Source organism: Streptomyces avidinii, assembly GCF_014650695.1.
Taxonomy (GTDB): Bacteria; Actinomycetota; Actinomycetes; order Streptomycetales; family Streptomycetaceae; genus Streptomyces; species Streptomyces avidinii.
This window is the reverse complement of the sequence record NZ_BMVL01000009.1, coordinates 58,326-83,165: the sequence shown is the minus strand read 5'-3', so window position 1 is coordinate 83,165 and position 24,840 is coordinate 58,326. Positions and strand designations below refer to the sequence as shown.

The window sequence follows — 24,840 nt, the reverse complement described above, 5'->3', positions numbered from 1 at the left end:
TGCCCTGCGGCCCCTGACCACCGGCCATCCCTCGCAGTCCGGCCATGGCGAACACGACCGTCGTTAAGGTGAACCACATGAGCTCTCCCGCCCGCTTCGACCGCGGCCACACCGACGATCTGATGACCTTCCTGACGGCCAGTCCGTCGCCGTACCACGCCGTGGCCAACGCGGCGGAGCGGCTGGAGAAGGCGGGCTTCAGGCAGTTGTCGGAAACGGACGCCTGGGATGCGGGCACCGGGGGCAAGTTCGTGCTCCGCGGCGGTGCGCTCATCGCCTGGTTCGTTCCCGAGGGCGCGGCCCCGCACACCCCCTTCCGGATCGTCGGCGCACACACCGACTCCCCGAACCTGCGGGTCAAGCCGCTGCCGGACACGGGCTCACAGGGCTGGCGGCAGATCGCCGTCGAGATCTACGGCGGCACCCTGCTCAACACCTGGCTGGACCGCGACCTGGGCCTGGCCGGGCGGCTGACCCTGCGCGACGGCAGCGAGCGACTGGTGAACGTCGACCGCGCTCTGCTGCGCGTCCCCCAACTCGCCGTCCACCTGGACCGGTCGGTGAACAGCGACGGCCTCAAGCTCGACAAGCAGCGCCACATGCAGCCGATCTGGGGTCTGGGCGACGTCCAGGAGGGCGACCTGATCGCCTTCCTGGAAGAGGAAGAGGGCCTGGACCAGGGCTCGGTGGCCGGCTGGGACCTGATGGTCCACTCCATCGAGCCGCCCTCGTACCTGGGCCGTGACCGCGAGCTGGTGGCGGGCCCGCGCATGGACAACCTGCTGTCGGTGCACGCGGGCGTGGCGGCGCTGGCGGCCGTGTCCACCGCCGACAAGCTCGACCACATCCCCGTGCTGGCCGCCTTCGACCACGAGGAGAACGGCTCGCAGTCCGACACGGGCGCCGACGGCCCGCTCCTGGGCAACGTGCTGGAACGTTCAGTCTTCGCCCGCGGGGGCTCCTACGAGGACCGTGCGCGGGCCTTCGCCGGCACCATCTGCCTGTCCTCGGACACCGGGCACGCCGTGCACCCCAACTACGGTGAGCGGCACGACCCGACGCACCACCCGCGCGCCAACGGCGGACCGATCCTGAAGGTCAACGTCAACCAGCGGTACGCCACGGACGGCAGCGGGCGCGCGGTGTTCGCCGCCGCCTGCGAGCGGGCCGGTGTGCCGTGGCAGACCTTCGTCTCCAACAACTCGATGCCGTGCGGCACGACGATCGGCCCGATCACCGCCGCCCGCCACGGCATTCAGACCGTGGACATCGGCGTCGCGATCCTCTCGATGCACAGCGCCCGCGAACTGTGCGGCGCGGACGACCCGTTCCTGCTGGCGAACGCCCTGGTGGCCTTCCTGGAGGGCTGAGCCCTCCCGCTCCCGTACCGGCGGTGCGACGACGCGCCGCCGGTACGGGAAGCGCGGTCAGCCGTCCATCCCCGCGAGCACGAGCGGCAGGCGGGAGACACCGTCGGCGGTGACGCGCACCGGCACGCCCCAGTCCTGCTGGTGGACGTGGCAGGCCGGGTACTCGTTGGCGGGGTCGTCGTCGCAGGACGCCGCCATCGCCGACACGTGCAGCACGCCCTCGCTGACGTCCGGGTTCAGCGCCAGCTCCCGGAACAGGTCCGTCCCCGCGCCCTCGCCGGCCGCCAGCAGCTCCGGCGGGGTCGAGGAGACGAGGAGCCGGGTGGAGGGCCCGTAGCGGGTGTCGAGCTTCTGCCCGCTCGGCGCCTGGAAGACCACGTCGAGGCGGAGCGTGCCGGGGGCCACCTCGGTGGCGGCCCGCTGCGTGCGGTGGGCGACCGCGTCCACGCGTACCGCCTCCTCCGGGAGGCGCAGGCGGGTCAGCCGGTGCCGGGCGGACTCGACGACCACGATGTCCTCGCCCACCAGCACGGCGTCGCTGGGCTCGCGCAGATCGGTCGCCAGGGTCGAGACCCGGCCGGTGGCGGGGTCGTAACGGCGCAGCGCGTGGTTGTACGTGTCGCACACCGCGACCGAGCCGTCGGGCAGGGCGGTCACGCCGAGCGGGTGCTGGAGCAGGGCCTGGGCCGCATCGCCGTCCCGGTGGCCGAAGTCGAACAGCCCGGTGCCGACGGCGGACTTGATGACGTACCCCTCGTGGCCCTCACCCGCCGCCTCCACGTACCGCAGGGCGCTGGTCTCGGAATCGGCGATCCACAGCCGGTCCCCGGCGGCCGCGAGGCCGGAGGGCTGGGCGAACCAGGCCTCGGCGGCCGGCCCGTCGAGCAGCCCCTCGTTGGTCGTACCGGCCGCGACCTCGACCGTCCCGGCCTCCGGGTCCCAGGTCCACAGCTGGTGCACGCCGGCCATGGCGATCCAGACCCGGCCCTGCCACCAGGCCACGTCCCACGGCGAGGACAGGTCCACCTCCAGCGCCGGCCCGGACGTCGGAGCTCCCTGCCACCACTGGCGCCCGGTCCCGGCGACGGTCTCGACCTGCCCGGTGGCCGGGTCGTAGGTGCGCAGCGCGTGATTGACGGTGTCGGCGACGACGACCTTGCCGTCGGGCAGCAGCGCGAGGCCCTGCGGCTCGCTGAAGCTGTCCCCGGCGAAACCGCGCTCGCCGCTGCCGATGCTGCGTACGACGCTCTCGCCGTCGGCGGCCAGCTCCACGAGCCGGTGGCGCGTGGTGTCCGACACCAGCAGGTTCCCGGACGGCAGCAGCAGCGCCTTCCCGGGGAACCGCAGGTCGCCGGCGACCGGCTCGGGCGCCACGTACGGCCCGTCGCCGCGCCGCAGCGTGCCCTTGGCCTCGTGCTCGGCCTCCAGCTCCTCGACCAGCCGCGCGATGGCGTGCGCGTGCCCCTCGCCGGCGTGCTGGGCGACGATGTACCCCTCGGGGTCGATCACGACGAGCGTGGGCCAGGCGCGTACGGCGTACTGCTTCCAGGTCGCCAGCTCGGGATCGTCCAGCACGGGGTGGTGCACCTGGTACCGCTCGACGGCATCGACCACGGCGGCGTGCTCGGCCTCGTGCACGAACTTCGGCGAGTGCACGCCGATGATCACGACGGTGTCGCGGTGCTTCTCCTCCAGCTCCCGCAGCTCGTCCAGGACGTGCAGGCAGTTGATGCAGCAGAAGGTCCAGAAATCGAGGATCGCAATGCGTCCCCGCAGGTCGGCGAGGCTCAGTTCCTTCCCGCCGGTGTTCAGCCAGCCGCCCTTGCCGATCAGCTCGGGGGCACGGACACGGGCACGTCGGCGGGGCGCGGGCGCGGGGGTGGGCGCCGGGGCAGCATCGTTCATCCTTCAAGCTTGCCATCCCCGGACACGTGCACCCCCAGGGGTGACGACGAGCGGCGGTACCCCGTGGGAGCCTGGGGCCAGGAAGCAAGGGAGGCGTCCGGAATGACCACCGCGCACGACTACAGCGAAGGCGTCGACCCCGAGCGCGCGCTGAAGTACGCCATCCAGCACCACAGCGGGGACCGCACCGAGATCGTCGAAGGGGTCATCAGCAACCTGACGCCGAGTTGGGACCACGAGCGGGCCGCCCGACTCGTACGGCGCCAGATCGAGGACCGGGTGGATGCGCTCGGCTGTGTCGAGGGATCGGGCAATCTGGACCTGCCCCGGTCGTCGAACTGGTACGTGCCCGACATCGCAGTGGTGCCCGATCACCTCGCCCGCGGCGGCGCGGCGCTGTTGCCCGATCAGACCCTGCTGATCGTCGAGGTGACATCGAAGTCGAACGCCGAGACCGCCCGCGTCGTCAAGCGCAAGCGGTACGCCGAGTACGGCGCGCCCTTGTACCTGCTGGTCGACCGGATGGAGAAGACCGTGACGGTGTTCGCCGAGCCCGGACCGCTCGGGTACACCAAGGTGGACGGGCCGCATCCCTTCGGGACGCCGGTGCGGCTGCCCGAGCCGTTCGGGATCGATCTCGACACCAGCGGTCTCTAGCGGTGATCACCCGGTAGCGTGCGGAGGGTGACAGCCAGCACGCCGCCGAGCGGGCGGATATTCGATGCCGTGAACGCCACCGCCGTGCAGAGCACGGACGGGTTGCGCGAGCTCTACGAGATGCCCGGCGAGATGGCGCGCCGGAAAGCCGTCGACCGGATCCACGAGGCCGCGCGGGCGGTCATCGGGCGATCGTCGTTGGTGTTCGTGGCCAGTGCGGGGGCCGACGGGACCTGCGATGTCACGCCCCGGGGCGGGCCGCCCGGGTTCGTGGCCGTGCTGGACGAGTTCACCCTCGCGCTGCCCGACGCCACCGGCAACAAGCGGCTCGACACGGCCCACAACATCGTGGAGACCGGCCGGGCCGGGCTGATCTTCGTCATCCCCGGCCGGGCCACCACCCTGCGGGTCAACGGGCGGGCCTGCGTGTCCGCCGACCCGCGGTTGCTGGAGCAGTTGACCGCCGTCGGCAAGCCCCCGCGGAGCGCGATCGTGGTGGAGGTCGAGGAGGCCTACCAGCACTGCCCGAAGGCGTTCCTGCGCAGCCACGCGTGGCAGCCCGAGCAGTGGCTCGCCGAGGACGCCGTGCCCAGCTCCGCCGAGATCACCCTCTCCCACCTGGATCTCCCCGGTCTGACGATCGAGGAGATCCGGGAGCAGGAGCGCGAGTCCCTGCTCTACCGCTACGAGTAGGCGAAGAGGGCGCTCAGTCGGGGCAGTCGGGCTGATATCTCGTCCGTGTCGCCGAAGTCGAAGTCCCAGGACGGGTCCAGGGCCGGGTAGCTGATCGTGAAGGAGTCTGCGGGCAGCTCGCGCCCGGTGCCTGCCTCGTAGGCCCTCCAGGCGATCGAGAGGGCGCCCTCGTCCCACAGGTCCCGGCCCTTTGCCGCGGCCTCGCGGACCGCGGGGTGCGCGGCCAGCGCGTCGGGTTCGGTCAGAGCCGTCTCGAAGGTCTCCTGCCCCTGGGTGAGGAGCCAGCCGCGGAAGTAGTCGAAGCCGTCGTCCGAGCAGCCGCCGTTGATCACGTAGGCCGCGGCCCAGAGCGGCGCCCGGTAGGACTCCGCCAGCAGGTCCCACAACACCTGCTGGGACGCGGCTATCTCCGCCTCCGGGCGGTCCGCCAGGAGCTCCGCCGCACGCGAGGCCACCTCCTCCGGTGCCGCGTCTGCGCGGGCCGTCTCGATCAGCTTCCAGAACGTCTGCTTGTCCATGGGGAAAGCCTGGCAGCCGGGTCTGACATCAGGCGGTGGTGCTGAGGAAGGTGTGGAGGGATCTTGTGAGCGCGCCGACGAAGGCGTCCTGTACCGGCGCCGGGACGAGGTCCAGGGACAGGTACGGGTTCAGGTCCTCCAGCTCGACGAGGAGCAGCTCGCCGGACGGCGCCCGGCAGGCGTCCACGCGCTGGATGCCGTGGTCGAGGGTGTTCCACGCGACGAAGGAGCGGGCGAAGGCCAGGTCCGCGTCGGTCGGGGCGTAGGGCTCCAGCTCCCAGCGGCGGGCCGGATCAGGGGCGTACAGCGCGTACTGGAAGGCGTCGTCGACGAAGTAGAAGGACACCTCGTACGCGAAGTCGATGCGCGGCTGGATCAGCACGGCCCCGGCCGGTCCGTCCGGTGTCGCGGTGAAGGTGAGGCCGATGGAGTCGGCGCCCTGCTTCGGCTTGACCGCGTACTGCGGCACCTGCGGCAGTTCCGCCAGCCGCGCCGGGTCGTCGATCGTCGGGATGACCGGGTAGCCGGCGGCCGTCAGGTCGAGGAGGTACTGCTTGCCCGCCATGTCGGCGCGGCCGGTGAGCGGGTTGTAGACGCGGGTCCCGGAGGCGATGGCGGCCGCGCGGAAGGAGTCGTAGGCCTCCTGGTAGTGCAGGACCGGGCCGCTGTTGCGGACGATCACCGCGTCGAAGCCGAGCGGCAGCATCGCCTCCGCGTCCGCGGGATGGCACAGCGCCAGGTCGAACTCGGCGCGCAGCCGGGACGTGAGGAATATGTCCTCGTCGCAGTAGCGGCGGCCGCGTGCGGGGTACGCCAGGTCGGTCACGTAGAGCAGGGGCATGAGGGCAACCTATCGCGGGCACTGATCAGCGCATGAAATACCTCGTTCGGGACAAAATGCTGGCCATCGGGGACGACTACTGGATCGAGGACGAGGCCGGCCGGCACGCCTTCCTCGTCGACGGGAAGGCACTGCGCTTCCGGGACACGCTGGAGCTGAAGGACCCGGACGGGCTGATCCTGATCACCCTGCGGGAGAAGCTGTTCACCCTGCGGGACGCGATGACGCTGGAGCGGGACGAGCGGCGGCTCGCGGTGATCCGCAGGAAGCGGCTCTCACTGCTGCGGGGCCACTTCCGCGTGACCCTGGCCGAGGGCACGGAGCTCGACGTCAGCGGGCGGATCCTGGACCGCGAGTTCAAGATCGAGTACGACGGGGAGCTGCTCGCGCTGGTCTCGCGGCAGTGGTACCGGCTCCGCGAGACGTACGCGGTGGACGTGGTCCGGGAGGACGCGGACGCGGCGCTGCTGATCGCGGTCGCGGTGTGCGTGATCCGGATGGTGGAGAAGGAGCGGGAGGGCGGGGTCAGTCCCGATGGTGTTCCCGGGCCGTGAGCTGACCCTGGACGTAGGCGTCGGTGTCCGGCGCGTACGGGCCGCCGTGGTCGAGCAGGAGGTCGGTGATGCGCTGCCACTCCGCGGCCTCGGCGCGGACGGACGCGGCGGCGGACTCCAGGTCGCCGGCGTCCGCCAGCACCGCCTCCAGGGCGGCGTGCGCCTCGTGGTGGGTCAGGCCGGTGGCCCGGTCCCGGACGCGCTGCCGGGCCGCGATCTCCGCGGCGGCGGGCTCGTGCGGCTCCAGGGCGGCGTCCAGCACGTCCCCTGCATCATGCGTCACGGCGCACCCGCCTCCTCGTCATCGTCATCGTCGTCGCGGAACGGGCGGCCGACGCCGCCCACCCGTCCCGTCTGCCCGGAATCCCCGGCGCCAACCGGGGTCCCGGGGGGCACGTCAGCGCAGCCGGCGGTCCTTCAGGGCCGGGAACTGGGCGCGGGTCTCGGGGACCTTCGCCGGGTCCAGGTCCACGGTGAGGACCTCCTCGCCGGGGCCCGCCTCGGCCAGGACCTCGCCCCACGGGTCGACCACCAGGCTGTGCCCGGCCTGTTCCACGCCCGCGTGGGTGCCGGCCAGCCCGCACGCCAGGACGTAGGACTGGTCCTCGACGGCGCGTGCCCGGCTGAGCAGGGTCCAGTGGGAGCGGCGGCGCGCGGGCCAGCCCGCCGCGACGACCATCGCGGTGGCCCCGGCGTCGACCAGGCCGCGGAACAGCTCCGGGAAGCGCAGGTCGTAGCAGGTGGCGATGCCGAGGGTCTGTTCCGGCAGGGTCACCGTCGTCAGGGAGTCCCCGGCCGACATCAGGACGGCCTCGCCCTGGTCGAAGCCGAAGCGGTGGATCTTCCGGTAGGTGGCGGCCAGCTCGCCGGCCGGGGAGAGGACGAGGGCGGTGTTGTAGAGGGAGCCGTCGCCCGCGCGCTCCACGATCGAGCCGCCGTGGAGCCAGACGCCGGCGTCGCGCGCCGCCCCGGACATGGCCTCGTAGGTCGGGCCGTCCAGCGGTTCGGCCTCGGTCTCGAACTGCTCGTAGGCGAAGGCGCCGACCGGCCAGAGCTCGGGCAGGACGACGAGATCGGAGTCCGCCTGCTCCCGTACGAGTTCGGCCACGCGGGTGCGTCGGGAAGACACCGACTCGCCCTCGTTCACTGCGATTTGGATCAGCGAGGCGCGCACACTACCACCGTCCTGGCGTTCAAGCCGTCAACTCGGGCCTACGATCGTCACACGAAAGCACTGCCGGGGTGCTCACCGGCAGCGTAGTTTTGGAAACTGAGTCCACAGCTTCTTAAAATGCGCCATTGAACAGCACCGCGAGGGGTCCCGTTGACCGTCCATCCGCATCCCGCCCTCCAGCCCTATGCCGACGCGTGGACGCACTCCATCGAGGCGATATCCGAGTTGGTCCTTCCCTTGGCGGAGGGAGAGTGGAACCGGGCGACGCCCTGTCCCGGCTGGTCGGTCCGCGACGTCGTGTCGCACATCATCGGTATCGAGTGCGAGCAGCTCGGGGACCCACGGCCGATCCACACGGTGGCGCGGGACCTGCGGCACGTGGTGGACGAATTCAGCCGGTACATGGAGGTGCAGGTCGACGTACGGCGCCACCACACCGCGCCGGAGATGACCTCCGAGCTGGAGTACACGGTGATCCGCCGCTCGCGGCAGCTGCGCAACGAGAAGCGGGATCCGGCCACGATGGTGCGCGGGCCGCTCGGTGACCAGGTGACGCTGGAGCAGGCGCTGCGGCTGCGGGCGTTCGACGTGTGGATCCACGAGCAGGACCTGCGGGCGGCGCTGGGGGCACCGGGCAACTGGGACTCGCCGGGCGCGTACGTGGCGCGGGACCTGCTGCTGGCCGGTCTGCCGAAGGTGGTGGCCAAGCGGGCGGGCGCCCCGGCGAACTCGGCGGTGGTGATCGACGTGCACGGTCAGCTGGAGTTCATGCGGACGGTACGGGTGGACGCGGACGGCCGCGGGACCGTGGACAAGTCGCCGTCGCTGGGCCCCGCGGTGACCCTGACGCTGGACTGGGAGACGTACGTGCGCCTTGCGGCGGGACGGGTGCGGGCGCACACCGTCGCGGACCGGGTGAAGGTGGAGGGCGACGTCGAGCTGGCCGACGCCATCCTCACGCAGTTCTCCGTGACCCCGTAGCGGGCTCGGCCCGACGGTCCCGCGCCCGGCGGTGGCGCGGGCCCGGTGACTCAGGGCGCGGGTCGTACGGTGGCACGGACGGCCGCCCTACGGTGCTTCGCGCCCTGCTGCCTCCGGGAGCCGGCACGTGCGGGGGACCGGCTCCGGTTCCTGCGCGGGAATCGTGACGCGGACCCGGTCCGCTTCGCGGGCCAGGGCGAGCGGGCGGAGCCGCAGGATGCTGATCACGCCCACCGCTTCGAGGACGAAGACCGTGGAGAAGGCGATGCGGTAGTTGTCGCCCGTGGCATCCAGCAGGATGCCCACCGTCAGCAGGGTGGTCATGGACGCGATGAAGCCGCCCATGTTCGTGATCCCGGAGGCGGTGCCCTGGCGCTCCGCCGGGTTGGCCGGGCGGGCGAAGTCGAAGCCGATCATCGAGGCGGGTCCGCACGTGCCCAGGACCAGGCACAGGGCGACCAGCAGCCACATCGGTGCCCGATCGCCCGGGTACACGAGGACCGCGGCCCACAGCAGGGCCGTGAGGCCGACCGTGCCCAGGGCGAGCGGGATCCGCGCGGACTGGCGGCGGCCGACGATCTGGCCGTAGGCCAGTCCGAGCGCCATGTTCGAGGCGACGACCAGGGTCAGCAGTCCGCCCGCGGTGGTCCGGGACAGGCCCTGCGCCTCGACCAGGAAGGGCATGCCCCACAGCAGCAGGAACACCATCGCGGGGAACTGCGTGGTGAAGTGCACCCACAGACCGAGCCGGGTGCCGGGTTCGGCCCAGGACTCGCGGATCTGACGGCGTACGAAGCCACCGGACCCGCCGGACCCCCTGGAATCGCCGGACCCACGTTGCACCGGCGCCGGCCCGTACCCCTCCGGGTGGTCCCGCAGAAACAGCACCAGCGGCACCAGGACCACCAGCCCCGCCACCGCGCTGCCCGCGAAGGCGGCGGTCCAGCCGACCCCGTGCAGGACCGGGGCGAGGACGAGGGTGGAGACGAGGTTGCCCGCCATGCCGACCAGCCCGGCCAGTTGCGCCATCAGCGGACCGCGCCGGGCGGGGAACCACCGGGTGCCGAGCCGCAGCACCGAGATGAAGGTCATCGCGTCGCCGCAGCCCAGCAGCGCCCGCGCGGCGAGCGCCATCCCGTAGGAGGGCGACAGCGCGAAGCCGAGCTGGCCGACGGTGAAGAGCACCGCGCCCAGGGTCAGCACCTTCTTGGTCCCGAGCCGGTCGACCATCAGGCCCACCGGGATCTGCATGCCCGCGTAGACGAGCAGCTGGAGGAGGGAGAAGGTGGCCAGCGCCGAGGCCCCCACATGGAAGCGGTCGGCGGCGTCGAGGCCGGCCACGCCCAGGCTGGTACGGAAGATCACCGCCACGAAGTAGACGGCGACCCCGATGCTCCAGACGGCGACGGCCCTGCCGCCGCCCGGCGGGTCGGCGGGCATGCCGGCCGCGGCGGGGGAGGCGTTCACCGACCTGCTCACCGGCCCCTTCACCGGCCCGGTCCGCGCACCAGGGCCTCGACCCGGCCGATGTGCCCGCGGACCGCCGCGGCCGCCGCCTCCGCGTCCCCGGCGCGCAGCGCGCCCAGGATCTCCGCGTGCTCGGCGAGCGTCCGGTCCAGCCGTTCCGGGTGGGCGTGCAGCAGGGCCACGCCCATCCGCAACTGCCGGTCCCGGAGCTGGTCGTAGAGGCGGCACAGGATCTGGTTGCCGGCGCTGCGCACGATCTCGGCGTGGAAGCCGCGGTCGGCGGCCATCATCGCGGCGAGGTCACCGCCGGCCGCGTGCCGGCGCTGTTCGTCGAGGAGGGCGGCGAGCCGGTCCAGCAGGCCCGGCGGGGCCGGCACGGCCCTGCGTACGGTGAACTCCTCCACCAGCAGCCGGGTTTCGAGGACGTCGGTGATCTCCTGGGCGGAGACCTGGAGGACCAGGGCGCCCTTCTTCGGGTACAGCTTCAGCAGCCCCTCGGTCTCCAGCCGCAGCAGCGCCTCGCGTACGGGTGTGCGGGACACCCCGACGGCCGCGGCGAGTTCGCCCTCGGTGAGGAGGGTGCCGCCTTCGTAGTCGCGGTCGAGCACGCCCTGCTTGACGTGCTGGTAGACCCGCTCGGCGGCGGTCACGGTACTGGCAGGGGCTGACATGCGCACAGGATAGATACAACAGGGGCGGCGGCGGTGACGGGTCCATGATGTGGACCGCGACCTGCCGGACCAGTGCTCCCGGCCCGGGAGTGTGAGCCCCCGCCCCGCCCACTGCATCGAAAGATGTACCCCGCCTTCGTCCACCCGCACGACGTACGGGCACCCGCGCGCCGGGACGCTGGAGTCATGGCCGACACCCTGCTCACCCCGGTAGCACAGAAGACCGCGAGGCTCCCCCTCCTGGACGTCCTGCGCGGCGCCGCCATCCTCGGCACGCTCATGACCAACGTCTGGATCTTCACCGCGCCCGGTTCGGAGTGGTCGGTGCTCCAGGGCGGGCCGAAGCCCCCCGACCCGCTCGCCGACCCCTCCGCCGCCCACATCGCCGAGAGCGTCTTCCGCTTCCTCGCCGACGGCAAGTTCCTGGCCCTCCTGACGGTCCTGTTCGGCGTGGGTCTGGCCATCCAGTACGACTCCGCCGCCCGCCGCGGCGAGCCCTGGCCCGGCCGCTACCCGCGCCGCGCCGCCTTCCTCTTCGCCGAGGGCACCGTGCACTTCGTGCTCGTCTTCGCCTGGGACGTGCTGATGGGGTACGCCGTCACCGCCCTGCTCGTCGCGTGGCTGCTGGCCCGCTCCGAGAAGGTGCGGCGGCGGGCCATGTGGACGGCCGGCGCGGTGCACCTGGCGCTGATCTCCCTGCTGACCCTCGACGAGCTGAGCCGCCCCGACCGCCCCCGGAGGGACACGGACCCGGCCGCGGTCGAGCTGTACGCCCACGGCGGCTGGTCCGCCCAGATCGCCTTCCGCCTGGAGCACTTCCCCGCCCTGCGCATCGAGCCGGTCGTCTCCTTCGGGCTGCTCGTCCTCCTCTTCCTGCTCGGAGTACGGCTGCACCGCGCGGGCGCCTTCACGGCCACCGCCGAAGGCCGCCGCATCCGCACCCGGATGGCCGCCTGGGGCCTGGGCCTCGGCCTGCCGCTGAACGCCGCGACCACCCTCGGCGGCGGCGACTTCTACCTCCTGGGCCGCTACGGCGCCGCCCCGCTGCTCGCCCTCGGCTACATCGGCCTGATCGGCATCGCCCTCGACCGGCGGTGGATCCCGGCCGCCGTGCGCACCGCCCTCGGCTCCGTCGGCCGCACCGCCCTGTCCTGCTACGTCGCCCAGAACCTGCTCTGCATGCTGCTCTGCTACGGCATCGGGCTGGGCCTCGCCGAACGCCTCGGCGGCAGCGGTCCCTGGTGGGTGATGGGCCTGTGGGCCGGTGTGAGCCTGACGCTGGCCGCCGGATCGTGGCTGTGGCTGCGCCGCTTCGACCACGGCCCCCTGGAGGCCGTGCAGCGCACCGTCCTCAGGCCGCGCCGGTGACCGCGACGACCTCCACGTCCAGCACGAACTCGTCGTACGGGGCCTCGTCCGGGTAGGGCGGCCGGACCTGCGCGAAGCGGATCCGGGCCCGGCCCCCGCCCGGCGGGCGGCCCCGGACGACATAGGTCCGCTCGACCGGGGCCCCGGGCAGGCCGGCGCCGGACGGCGTGGCGCCGCAGCCCGTCGGCCCCTCCGCCACCGTCACCACGTCCGCGTCCCCGGTGACCTGCCAGGTCCACACGTACCCGCGCGCTCCGCGCCCGGTGAGCCGCAGCTCGTACGGCTCGCCCGGGCCCAGCACGATGCTCCGTACCTCCACGACCGCCCGGTCCTCTCAGACGGGGCCGATCACCGACCCCTCGTGCCAGCCCGCGCCGTCCCGCCAGTAGTGCTGGAGCCGGCGGTCGGTGCGCAGGACGATGACTTCCAGGTTGAACCCGAAGCTGCCCTGGAGCATCCCGGTGACGGCGGCGACGTCATGGCCGAAGACCGCACTGCGGCGCCAGGACGAGCCGCCCGCGTTGCCGCGCCACCAGTGCTCCACCCGACCGCCGGCGACGGCCACGCACAGCTCGTAGTTCCCGGCGGTGTCCTCGTCTGCGGCCCCGTACTGCCCCTCGATCAGGCAGGGCGCGGAGACGGCCGCCGTACCGCTGCCGAAGATCTCCCCGGCGCGCCAGGCGAAGCCGTTCGGGTCGTCGCGCCACCACAGCTGCATGCGGCCGTCGGTGAGGGCGGCGACGAGGTCGAGGTGGCGGGCGCGGGTCTGGACGAGGGCGGGCCCGTAGTGGGCGATGCCGGAGGCGAACCGGCCGCCGTCGTTCCAGGTCCACGGGGCGCCGTTGATCCGCCACCAGTGGCCCAGGCGGCCGTCGGCGGTCCGGACCACCACCTCGAAGTTGCCCGGCTTGCCGTAGTCGCTCTGGATGAACGCCGGGGTCGATCCGACCGCCGCGTCGCCCGGCCCGAAGACCCCGCCGTCGCGCCAGACGGCGGCGGACTGCTCGTAGTACCAGTGGCGCAGCCGGCCGCCGGTGGTCACGTGCAGGGACTCCATGTTGCGGTTGTAGGTGGTCCCGGTGAAGGCGGGCTGGCCGGAGGCATCGCCGGCGAAGGTACCCGCGCGGGCCCAGGCGAACGGGGAGTCCCCCTCGCGCCACCAGTGCTGGAGCCGGCCGCCGGTGGTGGTGGCGAGGAGCTCGAAGTTGCGGTGGGCGCGGCCGTTGCCGCTCTCGTAGACGTTGCCGGTGTGCAGGCGGCGCTTGGTCCACGGGTCGATGTTGGTGCCGCGCAGGCCGCACTTGGCCCAGTAGTCGATGTTGACCTCGCCGTAGGCGATCCGGCCGTAGCCGCCGACGTGGTATCCCGTCCCCCAGGAGTTCTTGAACAGCCAGCAGCCGGCCGCGTCGTCGTAGCCGACGATCAACACGCAGTGCCCGCCCGCGAGATGGTCGCTGGTGCGGTGGTAGACACCGGAGCCGAGTCCGAAGAAGTCGTCGTAGACGTCGAAGCAGGCGGTCAGCGGGCCGACCGTGTCCAGCCATACCTTCTGCTGCTCCACGTCGCCGAGCCGGACGTAGTCGGTGATCCGGACGGTCCGGCCGGACCGGTCCCAGCTGGGCGTGTACTCGGCGCGCCAGGCGTCGCGGCGGGCGGCCGGCAGCCCCGCGGGCGGGGTGCTGTACGGCCAGCAGTCCGGGTCGGCGAGCCCGCCGTTCGACGTGATCCAGTCGAGGGCGGTCTCCGGATTGCTGCCCTGTCCGCAGGTGAAGCGCAGACCGTCGTGCACGTCCCCCTCGGAGCGCTCCGTCCACACGTCGTGCTCGATCCGGGCCATGGACTCCACCAGGCCGGCGGCGCCGAAGGCCCAGCAGGAGCCGCACGGGTTCTGGTCCTTCACCTTGGTGATCCACGGCCAGCCCCAGCGGCTGCGCCAGTCCACGGCGGCGGGCCGGGCCCCGGCCACCGTCCCCCGCACCCCGGGCAGCAGCCCGTGGGCGCTCCGGCGCCGGGTCAGATGCGGATTGCCGCTCGCGTGGCCGATGATCCCCGGCAGATCGATCACGCCCACGTCCTCGGCGGGTGTCAGGTTCGCCCCGGGCTCCAGACCGAGCGAGGGCCGCGGCACGGGCTCCTCGTCGGCGAGGTGCTCCAGGACCGACCAGCGCGCCCCCCGTGCGACGAGCTGCGCGCGCAGCTCCCCCACCGACTGGACAGATTCCTCCGGCATGGCGGCCCCCCAGCTGCAACCGTTCGGATTCAAGACCCGGGAGCGTCCCGTGGGCGCACAGGGGCGTCAAGGGGGTCCGCACGGTCGCGCGGCAGCACGAGGGGGCGTGCCGCGGCGCGGGGCGGCCGCCGCCGCTTCCGCGGGCTCAACCGTCCAGCGAGATCGCGTGCTTGGCGCGGGTCACGGATTCCTCCGACGCGGGAGCGCCGGGGTTCTCCGTCGCCAGCGCCTGGTTGAGGCTGACGAAGGGCCGCATCCGCTCCTCGTAGCGGGCGTACGCGGCCTCGTGGTCGCCCGGTGCCTGCGCGAGGCTGTCGGCCAGCACGTGGGCGCCCACCAGGGCCAGGCTGGTGCCCTGCCCCGAGAGGGGGGAGGGGCAGTAGCCGGCGTCGCCGAGCAGGGCCACGCGGCCCCGCGACCATGCGTCCATGCGGATCTGGGCCATCGCGTCGCAGTAGAAGTCGGGGGCCTTTCGGGCGGCCTCGGCCAGGCGGGCCCCTTCCCACCGGAGGGTCTCGAGCCGGTCGATCACGAGCCGCCGCAGGGCGTCGCCGGTACGCAGCTCCGGGGCCAGCGGGCCGGACTCGAAGCCGAAGGCGATGCGCAGTTCGGTGTTCCCGCGCACCGGCATGATGCCGAAGCCCATGTCCCCGTCGCGCAGCCACATCTGCCAGTCCTCCAGGGCGAGGAAGTTGTCCGTGCCGAACACCGAGAGGTAACTGCCCAGGTGGTGGACGAAGCGCTCCTCGGGGCCGAAGGCCAGCCTGCGCACGGTGGAGTGCAGGCCGTCCGCCCCGACGACGAGGTCGAAGGTGCGCGGCGCGGCGTGCGTGAACCGGGCGCGCACGCCGCTTTCGTCCTCGTCGAGCCCGGTGATGCTGTCGCCGAAGAGGTACTCGACGTCCGCGCGGGTGTGCTCGTGGACCATCCGCACCAGGTCCTCGCGCAGCACCTCGATGTCCTCGCCGTCGAGCCGGCCGCTGCTGAAGGTCGCCTCGGTGGAGCGGTCCACCTCGCTGCCGTCGGGGCCGAGGATCGACATGCCGCGCATCCGGGTGCGTACGCGGCTCGCCCGCTCCAGCAGGCCCATGCGGTCGACGACGTCGAGCGCGACGCCGCGGATGTCGACGGCCTGCCCGCCGGCGCGCGGGCCGGGGGCGCGCTCGACGACGGTGGGCCGGAAGCCGTGGTGGCGCAGGCGGTGGGCGAGGACGGGGCCGGCGATGCCGCCGCCGGAGATGAGTACGGTCCGCATGAGGAGCTCCTTCGCTGGTCTGTACGCTGTACGCAATCTGAATGTACGACGTACGCGCAGGTCTCTCAACAGCCATGACTACGCGCCTGTACTAGGCCAGAGCAGCTCCGGCGACCATCTCCGCTGCTACCCTCTGCACTAGTACAGCAGAGGAAGGCGGCAGAACGTGACGCAGACCACAGGCACAGCCGGCGATCCCCCCTACCTGCGCATCGTCGCCGCGATTCGGCGACGCATCGCGGACGGGGAACTCGCCCCCGGCGATCGGGTCCCCTCGACCCGGCAGATCGCCTCCGAATGGGGCGTCGCGTTGGCCACCGCCACCAAGGCCCTGACCACCCTGCGCCTGGAGGGCCTGGTCGAGGCCCGCTCCCGGATCGGCACGGTCGTCGCCACGAACACCCCGCCCACGCCCGCCGCAGCGCCCCGCACCCGCCCGTCACCCGCCGCGCACACCGCGACGGCCGCCAACTCCCCGGCCGCCCGGGCCTCCGAGCAGGAGCTGACCCTCGACCGGATCGTCCGCAGCGCCATCGACATCGCCGACGCCGAAGGACTCGCGGCGCTCTCCATGCGCGGTGTCGCGGCCCGGCTCGGCGTCGCGGCCATGTCGACCTACCGGTACGTCCCGAGCAAGGAGGACCTGATCCTCCTCATGGCGGACGCCGCCTACGGCGAGGAGTCCAACCCCGTCGACGCCCCCGCCCACTGGCGGGCGCGCATCGAGGTCGGCGCCCGCACCCTGTGGCGCGTGTACCGCAAGCACCCGTGGCTGGCCCGGATCAGCTCCCTCACCCGCCCGTTGCTCCTGCCCAACCTGCTCGTCCACGGCGAATGGATGCTGGCCGCACTCGACGGCCACGGACTCGACCCGAACACCCTCTTCGACATCCACGTCCTGCTCTACAGCCATGTGCAGGGCCTGGCCGCGCACCTGGAGATGGAGGCCGACGCCGAAGCCGCCACGGGCCAGTCGGAGGACCAGTGGATGGACAGCCGCGCCCCCGTCCTGCAGGAACTGGTGGACTCCGGCCGCTTCCCGACCTTCGCCAAGGTGGTCGGATCCTTCGAGGACGGCTACGACCTGCGGCTCGACGCGCTCTTCGAGTTGGGCCTCCGAGCCCTCCTCGACGGCCTCACCCCCGTCGTCGAAGGCTAGGCTCGGCCGTATGGGGACCTGGATCGCGCCGAGCGTCATCGAGAGAGAGCTGTACGGGGCCAAGGCCGCCGGCGACTGGGCCGCGTACTTCGACGTACTGGCCCGCACTCCGCTGTACGTGGCACAACCCCGCGCGCAGTCGGACGCGCACCCCGGCTCGGTGTTCTTCCACGCCACCCCGGACCGGATGCTCGTCGTCCACACCGCCGGCATGCTGCCCGCCCCCACCCCCGAGACGGTCTTCGAGTCCCGCAGCCTGCGCTGGTTCGCCGAGGTCTGGGCCGCCGACGACCCCGCCTTCCTCGCCGTGAACCCCGGCTCCCCCGCCGAGGCCTACCTCACCACCGCCCCCGCCGACCTGGCCCGCTGGCGCGCCCACGCGGAGGCCTCCCCCCACTACGGCCTGCCCGAGGGCAAGGTCCACGCCCTCTTCACCGGCGGCCCGCTGCACGGGCCCGTCGCCCACGGCCTCGCCGTCGGCAGCCATCTCGCCGTGACCAACGGCGAGTTCTGGAACTCCCTCGCCTACCACGGCAGCGGCTACCAGTACGAACGCCGCCGCGTCGCGAAGAGCTGGAGCATCACCGAACGCTCCGACTGGCTCTCCACCCTGCACACGCTGCTCGACTCCGAAATGGTCAGCCCCGTCTGGGAGTACGCGCTCCGCGTCCGCCGCGCCCTCGCCTCCGACTTCGCCGGGCCGGTCGACGTGGAGCACTGGCGGCACGTGGCCGAGGCGAGCCTGCGACGCAACGCCGAACGCGCCGCCGAGCCGCAGCTCACCCCCGACGGGGTCACCGTCGCCCAGCCGCGCCCCAGCGCCGAGGTGGAGGGGGAGATAGCCGGCGTCAGGCGCCTCATCGGCCGGATCGCCCGCTACGAGCAGCGCTTCCGGGCCGACGGGCTGCTCCCCCCGGACGGCTGGGTCCGCTCGGTGGAGGGCTGGGACATCGGCAGGGCCTCGCAGATGGCCCGCTGGGGCGTCGGCTGCCGCTACGGGACCGTCGCCGAGGCGGAACAGGCCGTACTGCGCGCCGGGGAGGCCGCCCGCGACACGTACCGCTCGTGGGAGGAGTTCTCCGCCGGGTACGTCCTCGGCCGGTGCCTGCACTTCGACGAGGAGGAGTTCGGTACCTGGTACACGACCGCCCTCGCCGCGCACCTCGCGCTGACCACCGACCCGGCGAGCCCCTGGCGCAACATCCCCTGGAACCTCGGGTAGTCGGCCGGCCGGGGCCACAATTCCCCGGTGGCCGGCCGGCGTCCCGGCTAGCCTCGCCGCCATGACTGCTGAGCTGAACGAGACCGTGCGGGGGCTGCTCGACGCACCGCACCCCGCCGTCCTGTCGACCATCAACCCCGACGGAAGCCCGCAGAGTTCGGTGATCTGGGTGACCCGGGACGGCGGCGACCTGCTGATCTCCACCGAGCAGGGCCGCCGCAAGGAGCGCAACATCGTGCGGGACGGCCGGGTCGGCGTCACCGTCTTCGACCTGGCCAATCCCTTCCTCTACGCCGAGATCCGCGGCACGGCCACCGTCACCGAGGACATCGGCCGGGCGGTGGCCGTCCGGATCGCCGAGGAGTACATGGGCCCGGGCGCCGGCAAGGAGTACCGGGAGGCCCCGGCCGAGGACGTCCGCGTGGTCGTCCGCATCACCCCGACCAAGGTGCTCGGCAATGCGGCCCGCTGAGCCGGCAGCACGGAGCCCCGGCCCCCGCGGTGTGCGGGGACCGGGGCTCCGTGCCGCGGGTCCGTCAGTGCCTAGCCCTGGGTGAAGTACCCGAGCAGGTCGGCGATCACGTGAGTGGGACCGCCCCACTGGCCGTTGTAGACGCTGATCTTGCCGTCCGCGACCGGGGTCGTCACGTGGTTCGGGACGGTCAGACCCGGCAGGGTCTGCAGGCTGCTCGCCTCCGGACGGGCCGAGCCGAAGCCGTACGCGGTCAGGAAGCCCGCACCGGTGCTCTCGGTCGCCGTCAGGTTCAGCACCGCGCCCACCGCGCCGGCCGGCACACCGGCCACCGTCGTGGTGCCGCCCGCGGCGACCTTGCCCGTCGTACGGGTGTCCGCGAGGCGCCCCGGCACGACCGGCGTGTAGAGCGCCTTGCCGTCCTTGCCGTAGTAGCCCACCGCGTCCACGATCAGGTGCGCGGAACCGACGTGGTTGTACAGCGTGATCGTCCCGTCCGGGCCGACCGGCACGATGGCCTGGTTCGACTTGGCCTTGCCCGGCTCCGGGTTCAGGTTCGACGCCGGCTCGGGCCGATTCGCCGGGTCGGGGTAGGCGACCACGAACGAGTTCTGCGTCGCCTCGGTGCTCGTCAGGTTCACCGCGACGGCCCGGACGTCGGCCGGGATCCCGCCGACGCCGGCGACCTTGACCGTACGGGTCGTCCCACCGGCCACCGGGCCGCCGGCGGTACGGGTGTCCGCGAGCCGGGTCGGGGCGACGGGGCTGAACCTCTGCCCGGAGTTCGGCTGGTAGTAGCCGACGAAGTCCACGATGACGTCTGCGCGGCCGGCGTTGAGGTAGAACCAGACGTTGCCGATCTCGCCGACCGGGACGGTTACCGTGTTGGACACGGTGGCACCCGCACGGGCGTTGAGGTTCGAGGTCGCCGGCCGGTCGTCGTACGCCGACGAGACGTTGACGTAGGCGTCCTGAGTGACGTTGGTGAGGGTGACGTTGATGACCGCCGCGGACATGCCGCCCGAAGCCATGCCCGACGCGTGGAGCGGGGCCGGCATGCCGATGGACGCGGGGCTGCCGCCCTGGAGGGTGCCGCCGTGGACGCGGGTGTCCTTGAGCCGGAAGGGTGTGACGGCCACGTAGCCGGCCCTGGCGTAGTCCACGTGCACGGACCGGGTCGTCGTGGACCTGGTGCCCTTGACGTCGACGACGGTGACGGCCGCCTTGTAGTCACCCGGCCTGGAGTAGGTGTGCGTGGCGGTGGCCAGACCTGCGAGGCTCTTCTGGGAGCCGTCTCCGAAGTCCACCTCGGTGCGGTCCACCGGCCACGGGGTCGCCGAGGCCGAGGGGTCGAGGGACATGGTCAGCGGGGGGACGCGCGTCGTCTTGTCGTCCGGGGCGGGCAGGACCGGACCGGCCGAGAAGGCCGCTGTCAGCGGGCCGGCGGCGGTCACCTTGACCGGCTTCTCCGTGGTGGCCTTCTGGCCGACGGCGTTGACGGCCGTCACCTTGATCACGTAGTCGCCCGCCTTGCTGTAGGCGTGCGTGGCCAGACCGTGGGCGCCGGTGCCCTGCTGGGTGACGACCGGGGGCGTCCCGTCGCCGAAGTCGACGTGGTAGCTCATCGCGGTGGGCCAGTTGCTGTCGGAGACGGCCTGCACCTCCACCTTCGTGCCGACGGGCGCCCAGGTCTGGTCGACGTGCATCCAGGTCTGGCTCAGGCCGTCGTGGGTCTCGTAGGCGCCGCGGTCCAGGTAACCGCCGTTCTTGCCCGTGTTGGGGACCCCCGGGTCGTCCGCGGTCGGTCTTCCGTCGATGTCGGTGGGCAGCACGCCCGGCGCCGTCGGGTCGGCGGAGTCGACGGTCGGGGAGCCTTCGACCGGGCCGAGGCCGTCCTCGCCCGTGTTCAGGATGTCGTGTCCGCCCTGACCGGTCGCGGCGTGGAACGCCGCCGGGTCCGGGTACGTGGTGCCGGCCCAGCTGTACGGCACCTGGGAGGCGACCAGGTTGTAGTCGGCGACGGTGCCCGCCGTCGCGCTCTGCGCGACCAGGACGGCGTTGCGCGCACCGTCCGTCTTGCAGGAACCGCTGGCCCGGGCGACGATCACGTTGTTGAACAGGCCGGCGCCCGTCGAACCGCCGGCGATCGAGAGGGCGGCGCCGCAGTAGCCGTAGACCGTGTTGTTCGTGACGACGGTGCCGGGTGCGTCGACGGCGGAGACCGCCGGTCCGACCGGGCCGGAGATGAGGTTGCGGCTGAGCACGGTGCCCTGCGAGCCGCCCTCGATCCGGACGCCGATCAGATTGCTCCGGCCGATGCGTACGTCCTTGCTCGCGCTGTCGACCGCGACGGAGTCGAGCCTGCCGCGTACGGCTCGGATCCGGTCCAGCCCGACGTCGGTGGAACCGCTGATCTGAACGCCGCCGCGGGCGAACAGGCTGCCCAGCACCACGTGGGAGGCACCCCGGACGGTCACCGTCTTGCCGAGGTCGGCCTGCTGGCCCACCGCCGGTCCGTCGGCGACGAAGCTGATCGGCTTGCCCGGCGCTCCCGAGCGGTCGATGGTGACGGCCTCGTCGTAGGTCCAGCCCGGCTTGATCCGGACCGTCTGGCCCGGGAGCACGGCCTTGGCCGCCGCCGAGATCGTGCAGTACGGGACGGCCTGCGTACCGGCCCCGGTGTCGGAGCAGCCGGATCCGTCCTGGTTGTTGACGTAGAGGTTGGTCGGGGTCTCGGCGGCCGCGGCGGCCGGAACGCCGAGAAGGGTGACGAGACCTGCGGTCAGCAGGACCGTCGTGCGGGTGGGACGCACCAGTGGGGTTCCTTCGTGGAGAGACTGAGTGGAGTCACGAAGGATGCTGCGGCGCCGCACGACTGGTAGACGTCCTGTTCCCCCAGCGACAGTCGGGCGCACGCGACCCCCCCGCGTACTGCGCTCAGTATCCGCTGTACGAAAGTCGATGTCACGCGCTCTTTTTCCGGCTACGGAAGGCGCGGCCGCACCGCCGCCCAGGCATCGACCGCCGCCGACAGCGGATCGGCGTCCGCGAGGTGGGGGCGGGCGAGGACCAGCCACGGGACCAGGGCCTTGATGCGGCGCAGGTGTCGGATGCGGTGGTACGGGAGGTCGCGCCAGACGTCGCCCTGGGCCGCGGCCTGCTCCGGCGTCAGGTCCATCAGCGCCAGCAGCTCCCGGCACAGGGCGGCCGGGTCACCGCCCCGGTCCGGGCCGAACTGCTGGATCAAGTACGCCTGTACGCAGGCCAGTTCGGGCGCCCTGAGTAGATCGGGCACGCCCTCGGCCCGCGCGCAGCGATGGGTCGCGGCGAGCGCGATCCGGCCCCAGCGCAGCCGGATCCCGTCCGGCAGCCGCTCGTCCCGCATCCGCACCCCGGCCAGCACGCGCAGGGTCCGCGGGTGCGGTTCCTCCAGCAGCGGCGGGTCGGTGGCCAGCCAGGCCTCCAGGTCCTCCAGCGAGTGCCCGTCGGGCGGCACCGAGGTCAGCACCTGACCCCGGGTGAGCAGTGCGACCATGGCTCCCGCGAGCTGGACCTTCGCGACGTGCCCGGCGTCGAACGAGCCGACGACCCGCCCGTGGCGCTCGATGTGGCGCAGGCCGATCCTGGACTCCCCGACGGCGTAGACCTGTCCGGCCCGCGCCACCCCGCCGACGCACCGGACCACGCACACTCCGCCCGCGACGTCGGCCTCCTCGACGGAGTACACCTGCAATTCGGCGATGGACACCCCGGCCCCCTTCCCCGGGCGGAGATTACCTCCCGGGGCGCGGGGCCGCCCGGTTCACTGGCCCGGGGCCTCCAGGACCAGGCGGATCTCGGTGACCTCGTAGCCGGCGCGGTCGAAGGCGGCGGCCATCGGGACGTTGACGGTGTCCGTGGTCGCGGTGATGCGCTCGGCGCCCTCGGCCGCGTGGAAGCGGGTGATCTCGCCGAGGATCTCGTCGATCAGACCCTGGCCGCGCTGCTCCGGTACGACGCCCAGGTAGCCGACGTTGCGGTGGTACGGGGTCGCCGACGGGACGGCCAGGCCCGCGAGGCGGCCGTCCGGGAGGTGGGCCAGGCGCCACCACGAGCGCTCGCCGGGGCAGTCGAGGTAGAAGTCGAAGTCCTCGCGGGCCAGCTGCTCGGCGCCCATCAGCAGCAGTTCCTGCTGCGTGGTCAGGTCGAGGCTGCCGTGGGAGAGCCGGACGAAGGCCTCCAGCATCTCCTCGTCGGTGCCCTCGCGGAAGACGAGCCGGCCGGTGGGCTCCGGCGTACCGGCGTCCGGGGTCCACTCGTAGCGCAGGCGCTCGATCTCGCGCGTCAGCCCGGCCTCGGCCGCGGCCGCCCCGCGCCAGGCGACGGCCGCGGCCAGCTCCGGGTCGTCCCGCCAGCCGCGGGGCAGCGAGAGGTTGTAGCCCGGCCGCTTGCCGAAGGCCGCGTGACCGGCCTCCAGCAGCCCGACGGCGATCGCGGCCGGATCGGCCACGCCGGCTCCGACCTGGAGGCAGTCGAGCGCGACGGGCCGCTCGCTGTCGGCGCGCCCCCACCACAGCGCTCGGGCGAGGATCCGCCCGTCCCCGTCCTCGGCGAGCCAGATCCATTCGGGCCGGATCCGGTTCCCGGCGAGCTCCTCGCGGATCCGCTCGGCGGTCAGCGCGGGGACCGGGCCGTCGGCCGGATGGGCGACGGCGCGGTCCAGGTCTGCGGGATCAGCGGTCACAGCACGAAAGATCATCCGGCGATGATCACACAGGGCGCGCCGCGCCGACCAGGGCTTTACCGCCCCGGGCAGGCCGAAGGCCGGCCTCCTCGGGGAGACCGGCCATCGGGGTGGGGCGTCGTGCCGTGCCGGCCGCTACGCCCAGGTGACCAGGCGGCGGGGGTGCTCCAGGACCGCGGCGATGTCGGCCAGGAAGCGGGAGCCGAGCTCGCCGTCGATGAGGCGGTGGTCGAAGGACAGCGCCAGGGTGGTCACCTGACGCGGCTTGACCTTGCCCTTGTGGACCCACGGCTGGAGCTTGATCGCACCGACCGCGAGAATCGCGGACTCGCCCGGGTTCAGGATGGGCGTACCGGTGTCGACGCCGAAGACGCCGACGTTGGTGATGGTGATCGTGCCGTTCTGCATGTCCGCCGGGGAGGTCTTGCCGTCGCGGGCCGTGGCGACCAGCGAGGACAGCGACTCCGACAGCTCGCCGAGGGTCTTGGCGTGCGCGTCCTTGATGTTCGGGACGATCAGCCCGCGCGGGGTCGCCGCCGCGATGCCCAGGTTGACGTAGTGCTTGAGCACGATCTCCTGGGCCGCCTCGTCCCAGGACGCGTTGACGTCCGGGTTGCGGCGGATGGCCACCAGGACGGCCTTCGCGATGAGCAGCAGCGGGTTGATCCGCAGCCCCGCGAGGTCCGGGTCGTCCTTGAGCTCCTGCACCAGCTTCATCGTGCGCGTCACGTCGAGGGTGACGAACTCGGTGACGTGCGGCGCGGTGAAGGCCGACTGGACCATCGCCTGCGCGGTGACCTTGCGGACGCCCTTGACCGGGATACGGGTCTCCCGCGCCGAGGCGTCGGCCGCGGGGGCCGGGGCCGCCGCGACGGGCGTGGCCACCGGAGCCGGGGCGGCGGCCGGGACGGCCGTCTGCGGGGTGATCGCCGCGGCGGCCGCCGCGTGGACGTCCTCCCGGGTCACGACCCCGCCGTCGCCGGTGGGTACCACCGAGGCCAGGTCGATGCCGAGGTCCTTGGCGAGCTTGCGCACCGGCGGCTTGGCCAGCGGCCGCTCGCCGGTCGGCTGCGCCGGGACGGCGGGCAGCGGCGCCGGGGCCGCGGGAGCGGCCGGAGCCGCGGGGGCCACCGGGGCGGACGAGCCGTTCTGCGCGGCCGTGCCCGCCGGAGCCTTGCGCGGGCGGCGCTTGGTGGAGGCGGTGGAGACCCCGTAGCCGACGAGGACGGGCTGGCGCGCCTCGGGCGCGGCCTCGGCCTCGGCGGCGGGAGCCTCGGCGGCGACGGCGGGAGCCGCGGCAGCGGCGGCCGGGGCCGGAGCCTCGGCCTCGCCGGTCTGCACCGAGATGATCACCTGGCCGACGTCGACCGTGGTGCCCTCCTCGAAGAGGAGCGCGTGCACGACACCGTCGAACGGGATCGGCAGTTCCACGGCGGCCTTGGCCGTCTCGACCTCGCAGACGACCTGACCGTCGGTGACCGTGTCACCGGGCTGGACGAACCACTTGAGGATCTCGGCCTCGGTGAGGCCCTCGCCCACATCGGGCATCTTGAATTCGCGGATGGTCATGACGCGGGTCT

At 72.8% G+C, this 24,840-nt stretch carries 23 protein-coding genes; 9 read left to right on the top strand and 14 right to left on the bottom strand.

The features are described from left to right. Window positions 1-77: 77 nt before the first annotated feature. Window positions 78-1,370: a M18 family aminopeptidase gene (locus IE257_RS23495; RefSeq protein WP_189971726.1), complete on the top strand. Its 1,293-nt coding sequence runs from the start codon at window positions 78-80 to the stop codon at window positions 1,368-1,370. Window positions 1,371-1,427: 57 nt separating this feature from the next. Here IE257_RS23495 and IE257_RS23490 read toward each other — a convergent pair whose 3' ends face one another. Further along, window positions 1,428-3,275 (bottom strand): NHL domain-containing thioredoxin family protein, encoded by a 1,848-nt coding sequence (locus IE257_RS23490; protein ID WP_189971724.1) that lies wholly within the window; start codon window positions 3,273-3,275, stop codon window positions 1,428-1,430. Between the two features lie 102 nt (window positions 3,276-3,377). Here IE257_RS23490 and IE257_RS23485 point away from each other — a divergent pair, with 102 nt between their 5' ends. Together IE257_RS23485 and IE257_RS23480 are read left to right on the top strand one after the other, a co-directional pair. Beyond that, complete coding sequence (locus IE257_RS23485) at window positions 3,378-3,932, top strand: Uma2 family endonuclease (protein ID WP_189971722.1); 555 nt, start codon at window positions 3,378-3,380, stop codon at window positions 3,930-3,932. Between the two features lie 27 nt (window positions 3,933-3,959). Continuing rightward, window positions 3,960-4,625, top strand: a complete 666-nt coding sequence (locus IE257_RS23480) for an MSMEG_1061 family FMN-dependent PPOX-type flavoprotein (RefSeq protein ID WP_229920620.1) — start codon at window positions 3,960-3,962, stop codon at window positions 4,623-4,625. Here IE257_RS23480 and IE257_RS23475 read toward each other — a convergent pair. After that, complete coding sequence (locus IE257_RS23475; RefSeq protein ID WP_189971720.1) at window positions 4,616-5,143, bottom strand: DUF4240 domain-containing protein; 528 nt, start codon at window positions 5,141-5,143, stop codon at window positions 4,616-4,618. The genes IE257_RS23480 and IE257_RS23475 overlap by 10 nt on opposite strands. A 28-nt stretch (window positions 5,144-5,171) precedes the next feature. After that, the gene (locus IE257_RS23470) at window positions 5,172-5,984 is read right to left on the bottom strand and encodes an ATP-grasp domain-containing protein (protein WP_189971718.1); all 813 of its coding nucleotides are present in this window, start codon (window positions 5,982-5,984) and stop codon (window positions 5,172-5,174) included. 32 nt (window positions 5,985-6,016) lie between these two features. Here IE257_RS23470 and IE257_RS23465 point away from each other — a divergent pair, with 32 nt between their 5' ends. Next, complete coding sequence (locus tag IE257_RS23465) at window positions 6,017-6,538, top strand: LURP-one-related/scramblase family protein (RefSeq protein ID WP_189971716.1); 522 nt, start codon at window positions 6,017-6,019, stop codon at window positions 6,536-6,538. Here IE257_RS23465 and IE257_RS23460 read toward each other — a convergent pair. Both IE257_RS23460 and IE257_RS23455 read right to left on the bottom strand, forming a co-directional pair. Beyond that, complete coding sequence (locus tag IE257_RS23460) at window positions 6,510-6,821, bottom strand: hypothetical protein (protein WP_229920619.1); 312 nt, start codon at window positions 6,819-6,821, stop codon at window positions 6,510-6,512. The genes IE257_RS23465 and IE257_RS23460 overlap by 29 nt on opposite strands. 114 nt (window positions 6,822-6,935) lie before the next feature. Next, the gene (locus IE257_RS23455; protein WP_189971714.1) at window positions 6,936-7,712 is read right to left on the bottom strand and encodes a carbon-nitrogen family hydrolase; all 777 of its coding nucleotides are present in this window, start codon (window positions 7,710-7,712) and stop codon (window positions 6,936-6,938) included. 150 nt (window positions 7,713-7,862) lie between these two features. Here IE257_RS23455 and IE257_RS23450 point away from each other — a divergent pair, with 150 nt between their 5' ends. Further along, on the top strand, window positions 7,863-8,693 hold the full coding sequence (locus IE257_RS23450) for a maleylpyruvate isomerase family mycothiol-dependent enzyme (RefSeq protein WP_189971712.1): 831 nt from the start codon (window positions 7,863-7,865) through the stop codon (window positions 8,691-8,693). 87 nt (window positions 8,694-8,780) lie between these two features. Here the strand turns inward: IE257_RS23450 and IE257_RS23445 are convergent, their stop codons facing one another. After that, the gene (locus IE257_RS23445; RefSeq protein WP_189972107.1) at window positions 8,781-10,133 is read right to left on the bottom strand and encodes an MFS transporter; all 1,353 of its coding nucleotides are present in this window, start codon (window positions 10,131-10,133) and stop codon (window positions 8,781-8,783) included. Between the two features lie 47 nt (window positions 10,134-10,180). Next, window positions 10,181-10,831 carry a GntR family transcriptional regulator gene (locus tag IE257_RS23440; protein ID WP_189971711.1) on the bottom strand — a complete coding sequence of 217 codons (651 nt, stop codon included), beginning with the start codon at window positions 10,829-10,831 and terminating at the stop codon, window positions 10,181-10,183. A gap of 186 nt (window positions 10,832-11,017) precedes the next feature. Between IE257_RS23440 and IE257_RS23435 the strand changes: the two genes are divergently transcribed. Further along, on the top strand, window positions 11,018-12,199 hold the full coding sequence (locus IE257_RS23435; RefSeq protein ID WP_229920618.1) for a DUF418 domain-containing protein: 1,182 nt from the start codon (window positions 11,018-11,020) through the stop codon (window positions 12,197-12,199). Here the strand turns inward: IE257_RS23435 and IE257_RS23430 are convergent. The 3 genes from IE257_RS23430 to IE257_RS23420 all read right to left on the bottom strand — a co-directional run bounded on the left by IE257_RS23430 (window position 12,183) and on the right by IE257_RS23420 (window position 15,684). Continuing rightward, window positions 12,183-12,518: a protease inhibitor I42 family protein gene (locus IE257_RS23430; protein WP_189971706.1), complete on the bottom strand. Its 336-nt coding sequence runs from the start codon at window positions 12,516-12,518 to the stop codon at window positions 12,183-12,185. The genes IE257_RS23435 and IE257_RS23430 overlap by 17 nt on opposite strands. Window positions 12,519-12,533: 15 nt before the next feature. After that, on the bottom strand, window positions 12,534-14,429 hold the full coding sequence (locus IE257_RS23425; RefSeq protein ID WP_189971704.1) for a C1 family peptidase: 1,896 nt from the start codon (window positions 14,427-14,429) through the stop codon (window positions 12,534-12,536). Between the two features lie 145 nt (window positions 14,430-14,574). Continuing rightward, window positions 14,575-15,684 (bottom strand): FAD-dependent monooxygenase, encoded by a 1,110-nt coding sequence (locus tag IE257_RS23420; protein ID WP_189971702.1) that lies wholly within the window; start codon window positions 15,682-15,684, stop codon window positions 14,575-14,577. A gap of 166 nt (window positions 15,685-15,850) precedes the next feature. Between IE257_RS23420 and IE257_RS23415 the strand changes: the two genes are divergently transcribed. The 3 genes from IE257_RS23415 (at window position 15,851) to IE257_RS23405 (ending at window position 18,537) form a co-directional block, all read left to right on the top strand. Beyond that, window positions 15,851-16,843, top strand: coding sequence for a TetR/AcrR family transcriptional regulator C-terminal domain-containing protein (locus tag IE257_RS23415; RefSeq protein ID WP_189971700.1), 993 nt, complete (start codon window positions 15,851-15,853; stop codon window positions 16,841-16,843). A gap of 10 nt (window positions 16,844-16,853) precedes the next feature. After that, entirely contained in the window at window positions 16,854-18,065 is a 1,212-nt protein-coding gene (locus IE257_RS23410; RefSeq protein WP_189971698.1) for a DUF1266 domain-containing protein, read from the top strand. Window positions 18,066-18,126: 61 nt separating this feature from the next. Further along, window positions 18,127-18,537, top strand: coding sequence for a PPOX class F420-dependent oxidoreductase (locus tag IE257_RS23405; RefSeq protein WP_189971695.1), 411 nt, complete (start codon window positions 18,127-18,129; stop codon window positions 18,535-18,537). 71 nt (window positions 18,538-18,608) lie between these two features. Here the strand turns inward: IE257_RS23405 and IE257_RS23400 are convergent, their stop codons facing one another. The 4 genes from IE257_RS23400 to IE257_RS23385 all read right to left on the bottom strand — a co-directional run bounded on the left by IE257_RS23400 (window position 18,609) and on the right by IE257_RS23385 (window position 24,829). Next, window positions 18,609-21,350 (bottom strand): PKD domain-containing protein, encoded by a 2,742-nt coding sequence (locus tag IE257_RS23400; protein WP_189971693.1) that lies wholly within the window; start codon window positions 21,348-21,350, stop codon window positions 18,609-18,611. Window positions 21,351-21,520: 170 nt separating this feature from the next. Beyond that, window positions 21,521-22,285, bottom strand: coding sequence for a hypothetical protein (locus tag IE257_RS23395; protein WP_189971691.1), 765 nt, complete (start codon window positions 22,283-22,285; stop codon window positions 21,521-21,523). A gap of 54 nt (window positions 22,286-22,339) precedes the next feature. Further along, the gene (locus IE257_RS23390; RefSeq protein ID WP_189971689.1) at window positions 22,340-23,275 is read right to left on the bottom strand and encodes a GNAT family N-acetyltransferase; all 936 of its coding nucleotides are present in this window, start codon (window positions 23,273-23,275) and stop codon (window positions 22,340-22,342) included. 120 nt (window positions 23,276-23,395) lie between these two features. After that, window positions 23,396-24,829: a dihydrolipoamide acetyltransferase family protein gene (locus IE257_RS23385; RefSeq protein WP_189971687.1), complete on the bottom strand. Its 1,434-nt coding sequence runs from the start codon at window positions 24,827-24,829 to the stop codon at window positions 23,396-23,398. Between the last annotated feature and the right edge of the window lie 11 nt (window positions 24,830-24,840).

Excerpts from the sequence above, each read along its gene's own strand:
- IE257_RS23390 (WP_189971689.1), bottom strand. The coding sequence starts at position 23,275 with ATGATCTTTCGTGCTGTGACCGCTGATCCCGCAGACCTGGACCGCGCC.
- IE257_RS23435 (WP_229920618.1), top strand. The coding sequence starts at position 11,018 with ATGGCCGACACCCTGCTCACCCCGGTAGCACAGAAGACCGCGAGGCTC.
- IE257_RS23470 (WP_189971718.1), bottom strand. The coding sequence starts at position 5,984 with ATGCCCCTGCTCTACGTGACCGACCTGGCGTACCCCGCACGCGGCCGC.
- IE257_RS23445 (WP_189972107.1), bottom strand. The coding sequence starts at position 10,133 with ATGCCCGCCGACCCGCCGGGCGGCGGCAGGGCCGTCGCCGTCTGGAGC.
- IE257_RS23440 (WP_189971711.1), bottom strand. The coding sequence starts at position 10,831 with ATGTCAGCCCCTGCCAGTACCGTGACCGCCGCCGAGCGGGTCTACCAG.
- IE257_RS23475 (WP_189971720.1), bottom strand. The coding sequence starts at position 5,143 with ATGGACAAGCAGACGTTCTGGAAGCTGATCGAGACGGCCCGCGCAGAC.
- IE257_RS23465 (WP_189971716.1), top strand. The coding sequence starts at position 6,017 with ATGAAATACCTCGTTCGGGACAAAATGCTGGCCATCGGGGACGACTAC.
- IE257_RS23490 (WP_189971724.1), bottom strand. The coding sequence starts at position 3,275 with ATGAACGATGCTGCCCCGGCGCCCACCCCCGCGCCCGCGCCCCGCCGA.
- IE257_RS23420 (WP_189971702.1), bottom strand. The coding sequence starts at position 15,684 with ATGCGGACCGTACTCATCTCCGGCGGCGGCATCGCCGGCCCCGTCCTC.
- IE257_RS23485 (WP_189971722.1), top strand. The coding sequence starts at position 3,378 with ATGACCACCGCGCACGACTACAGCGAAGGCGTCGACCCCGAGCGCGCG.
- IE257_RS23410 (WP_189971698.1), top strand. The coding sequence starts at position 16,854 with ATGGGGACCTGGATCGCGCCGAGCGTCATCGAGAGAGAGCTGTACGGG.
- IE257_RS23405 (WP_189971695.1), top strand. The coding sequence starts at position 18,127 with ATGACTGCTGAGCTGAACGAGACCGTGCGGGGGCTGCTCGACGCACCG.
- IE257_RS23425 (WP_189971704.1), bottom strand. The coding sequence starts at position 14,429 with ATGCCGGAGGAATCTGTCCAGTCGGTGGGGGAGCTGCGCGCGCAGCTC.
- IE257_RS23495 (WP_189971726.1), top strand. The coding sequence starts at position 78 with ATGAGCTCTCCCGCCCGCTTCGACCGCGGCCACACCGACGATCTGATG.
- IE257_RS23385 (WP_189971687.1), bottom strand. The coding sequence starts at position 24,829 with ATGACCATCCGCGAATTCAAGATGCCCGATGTGGGCGAGGGCCTCACC.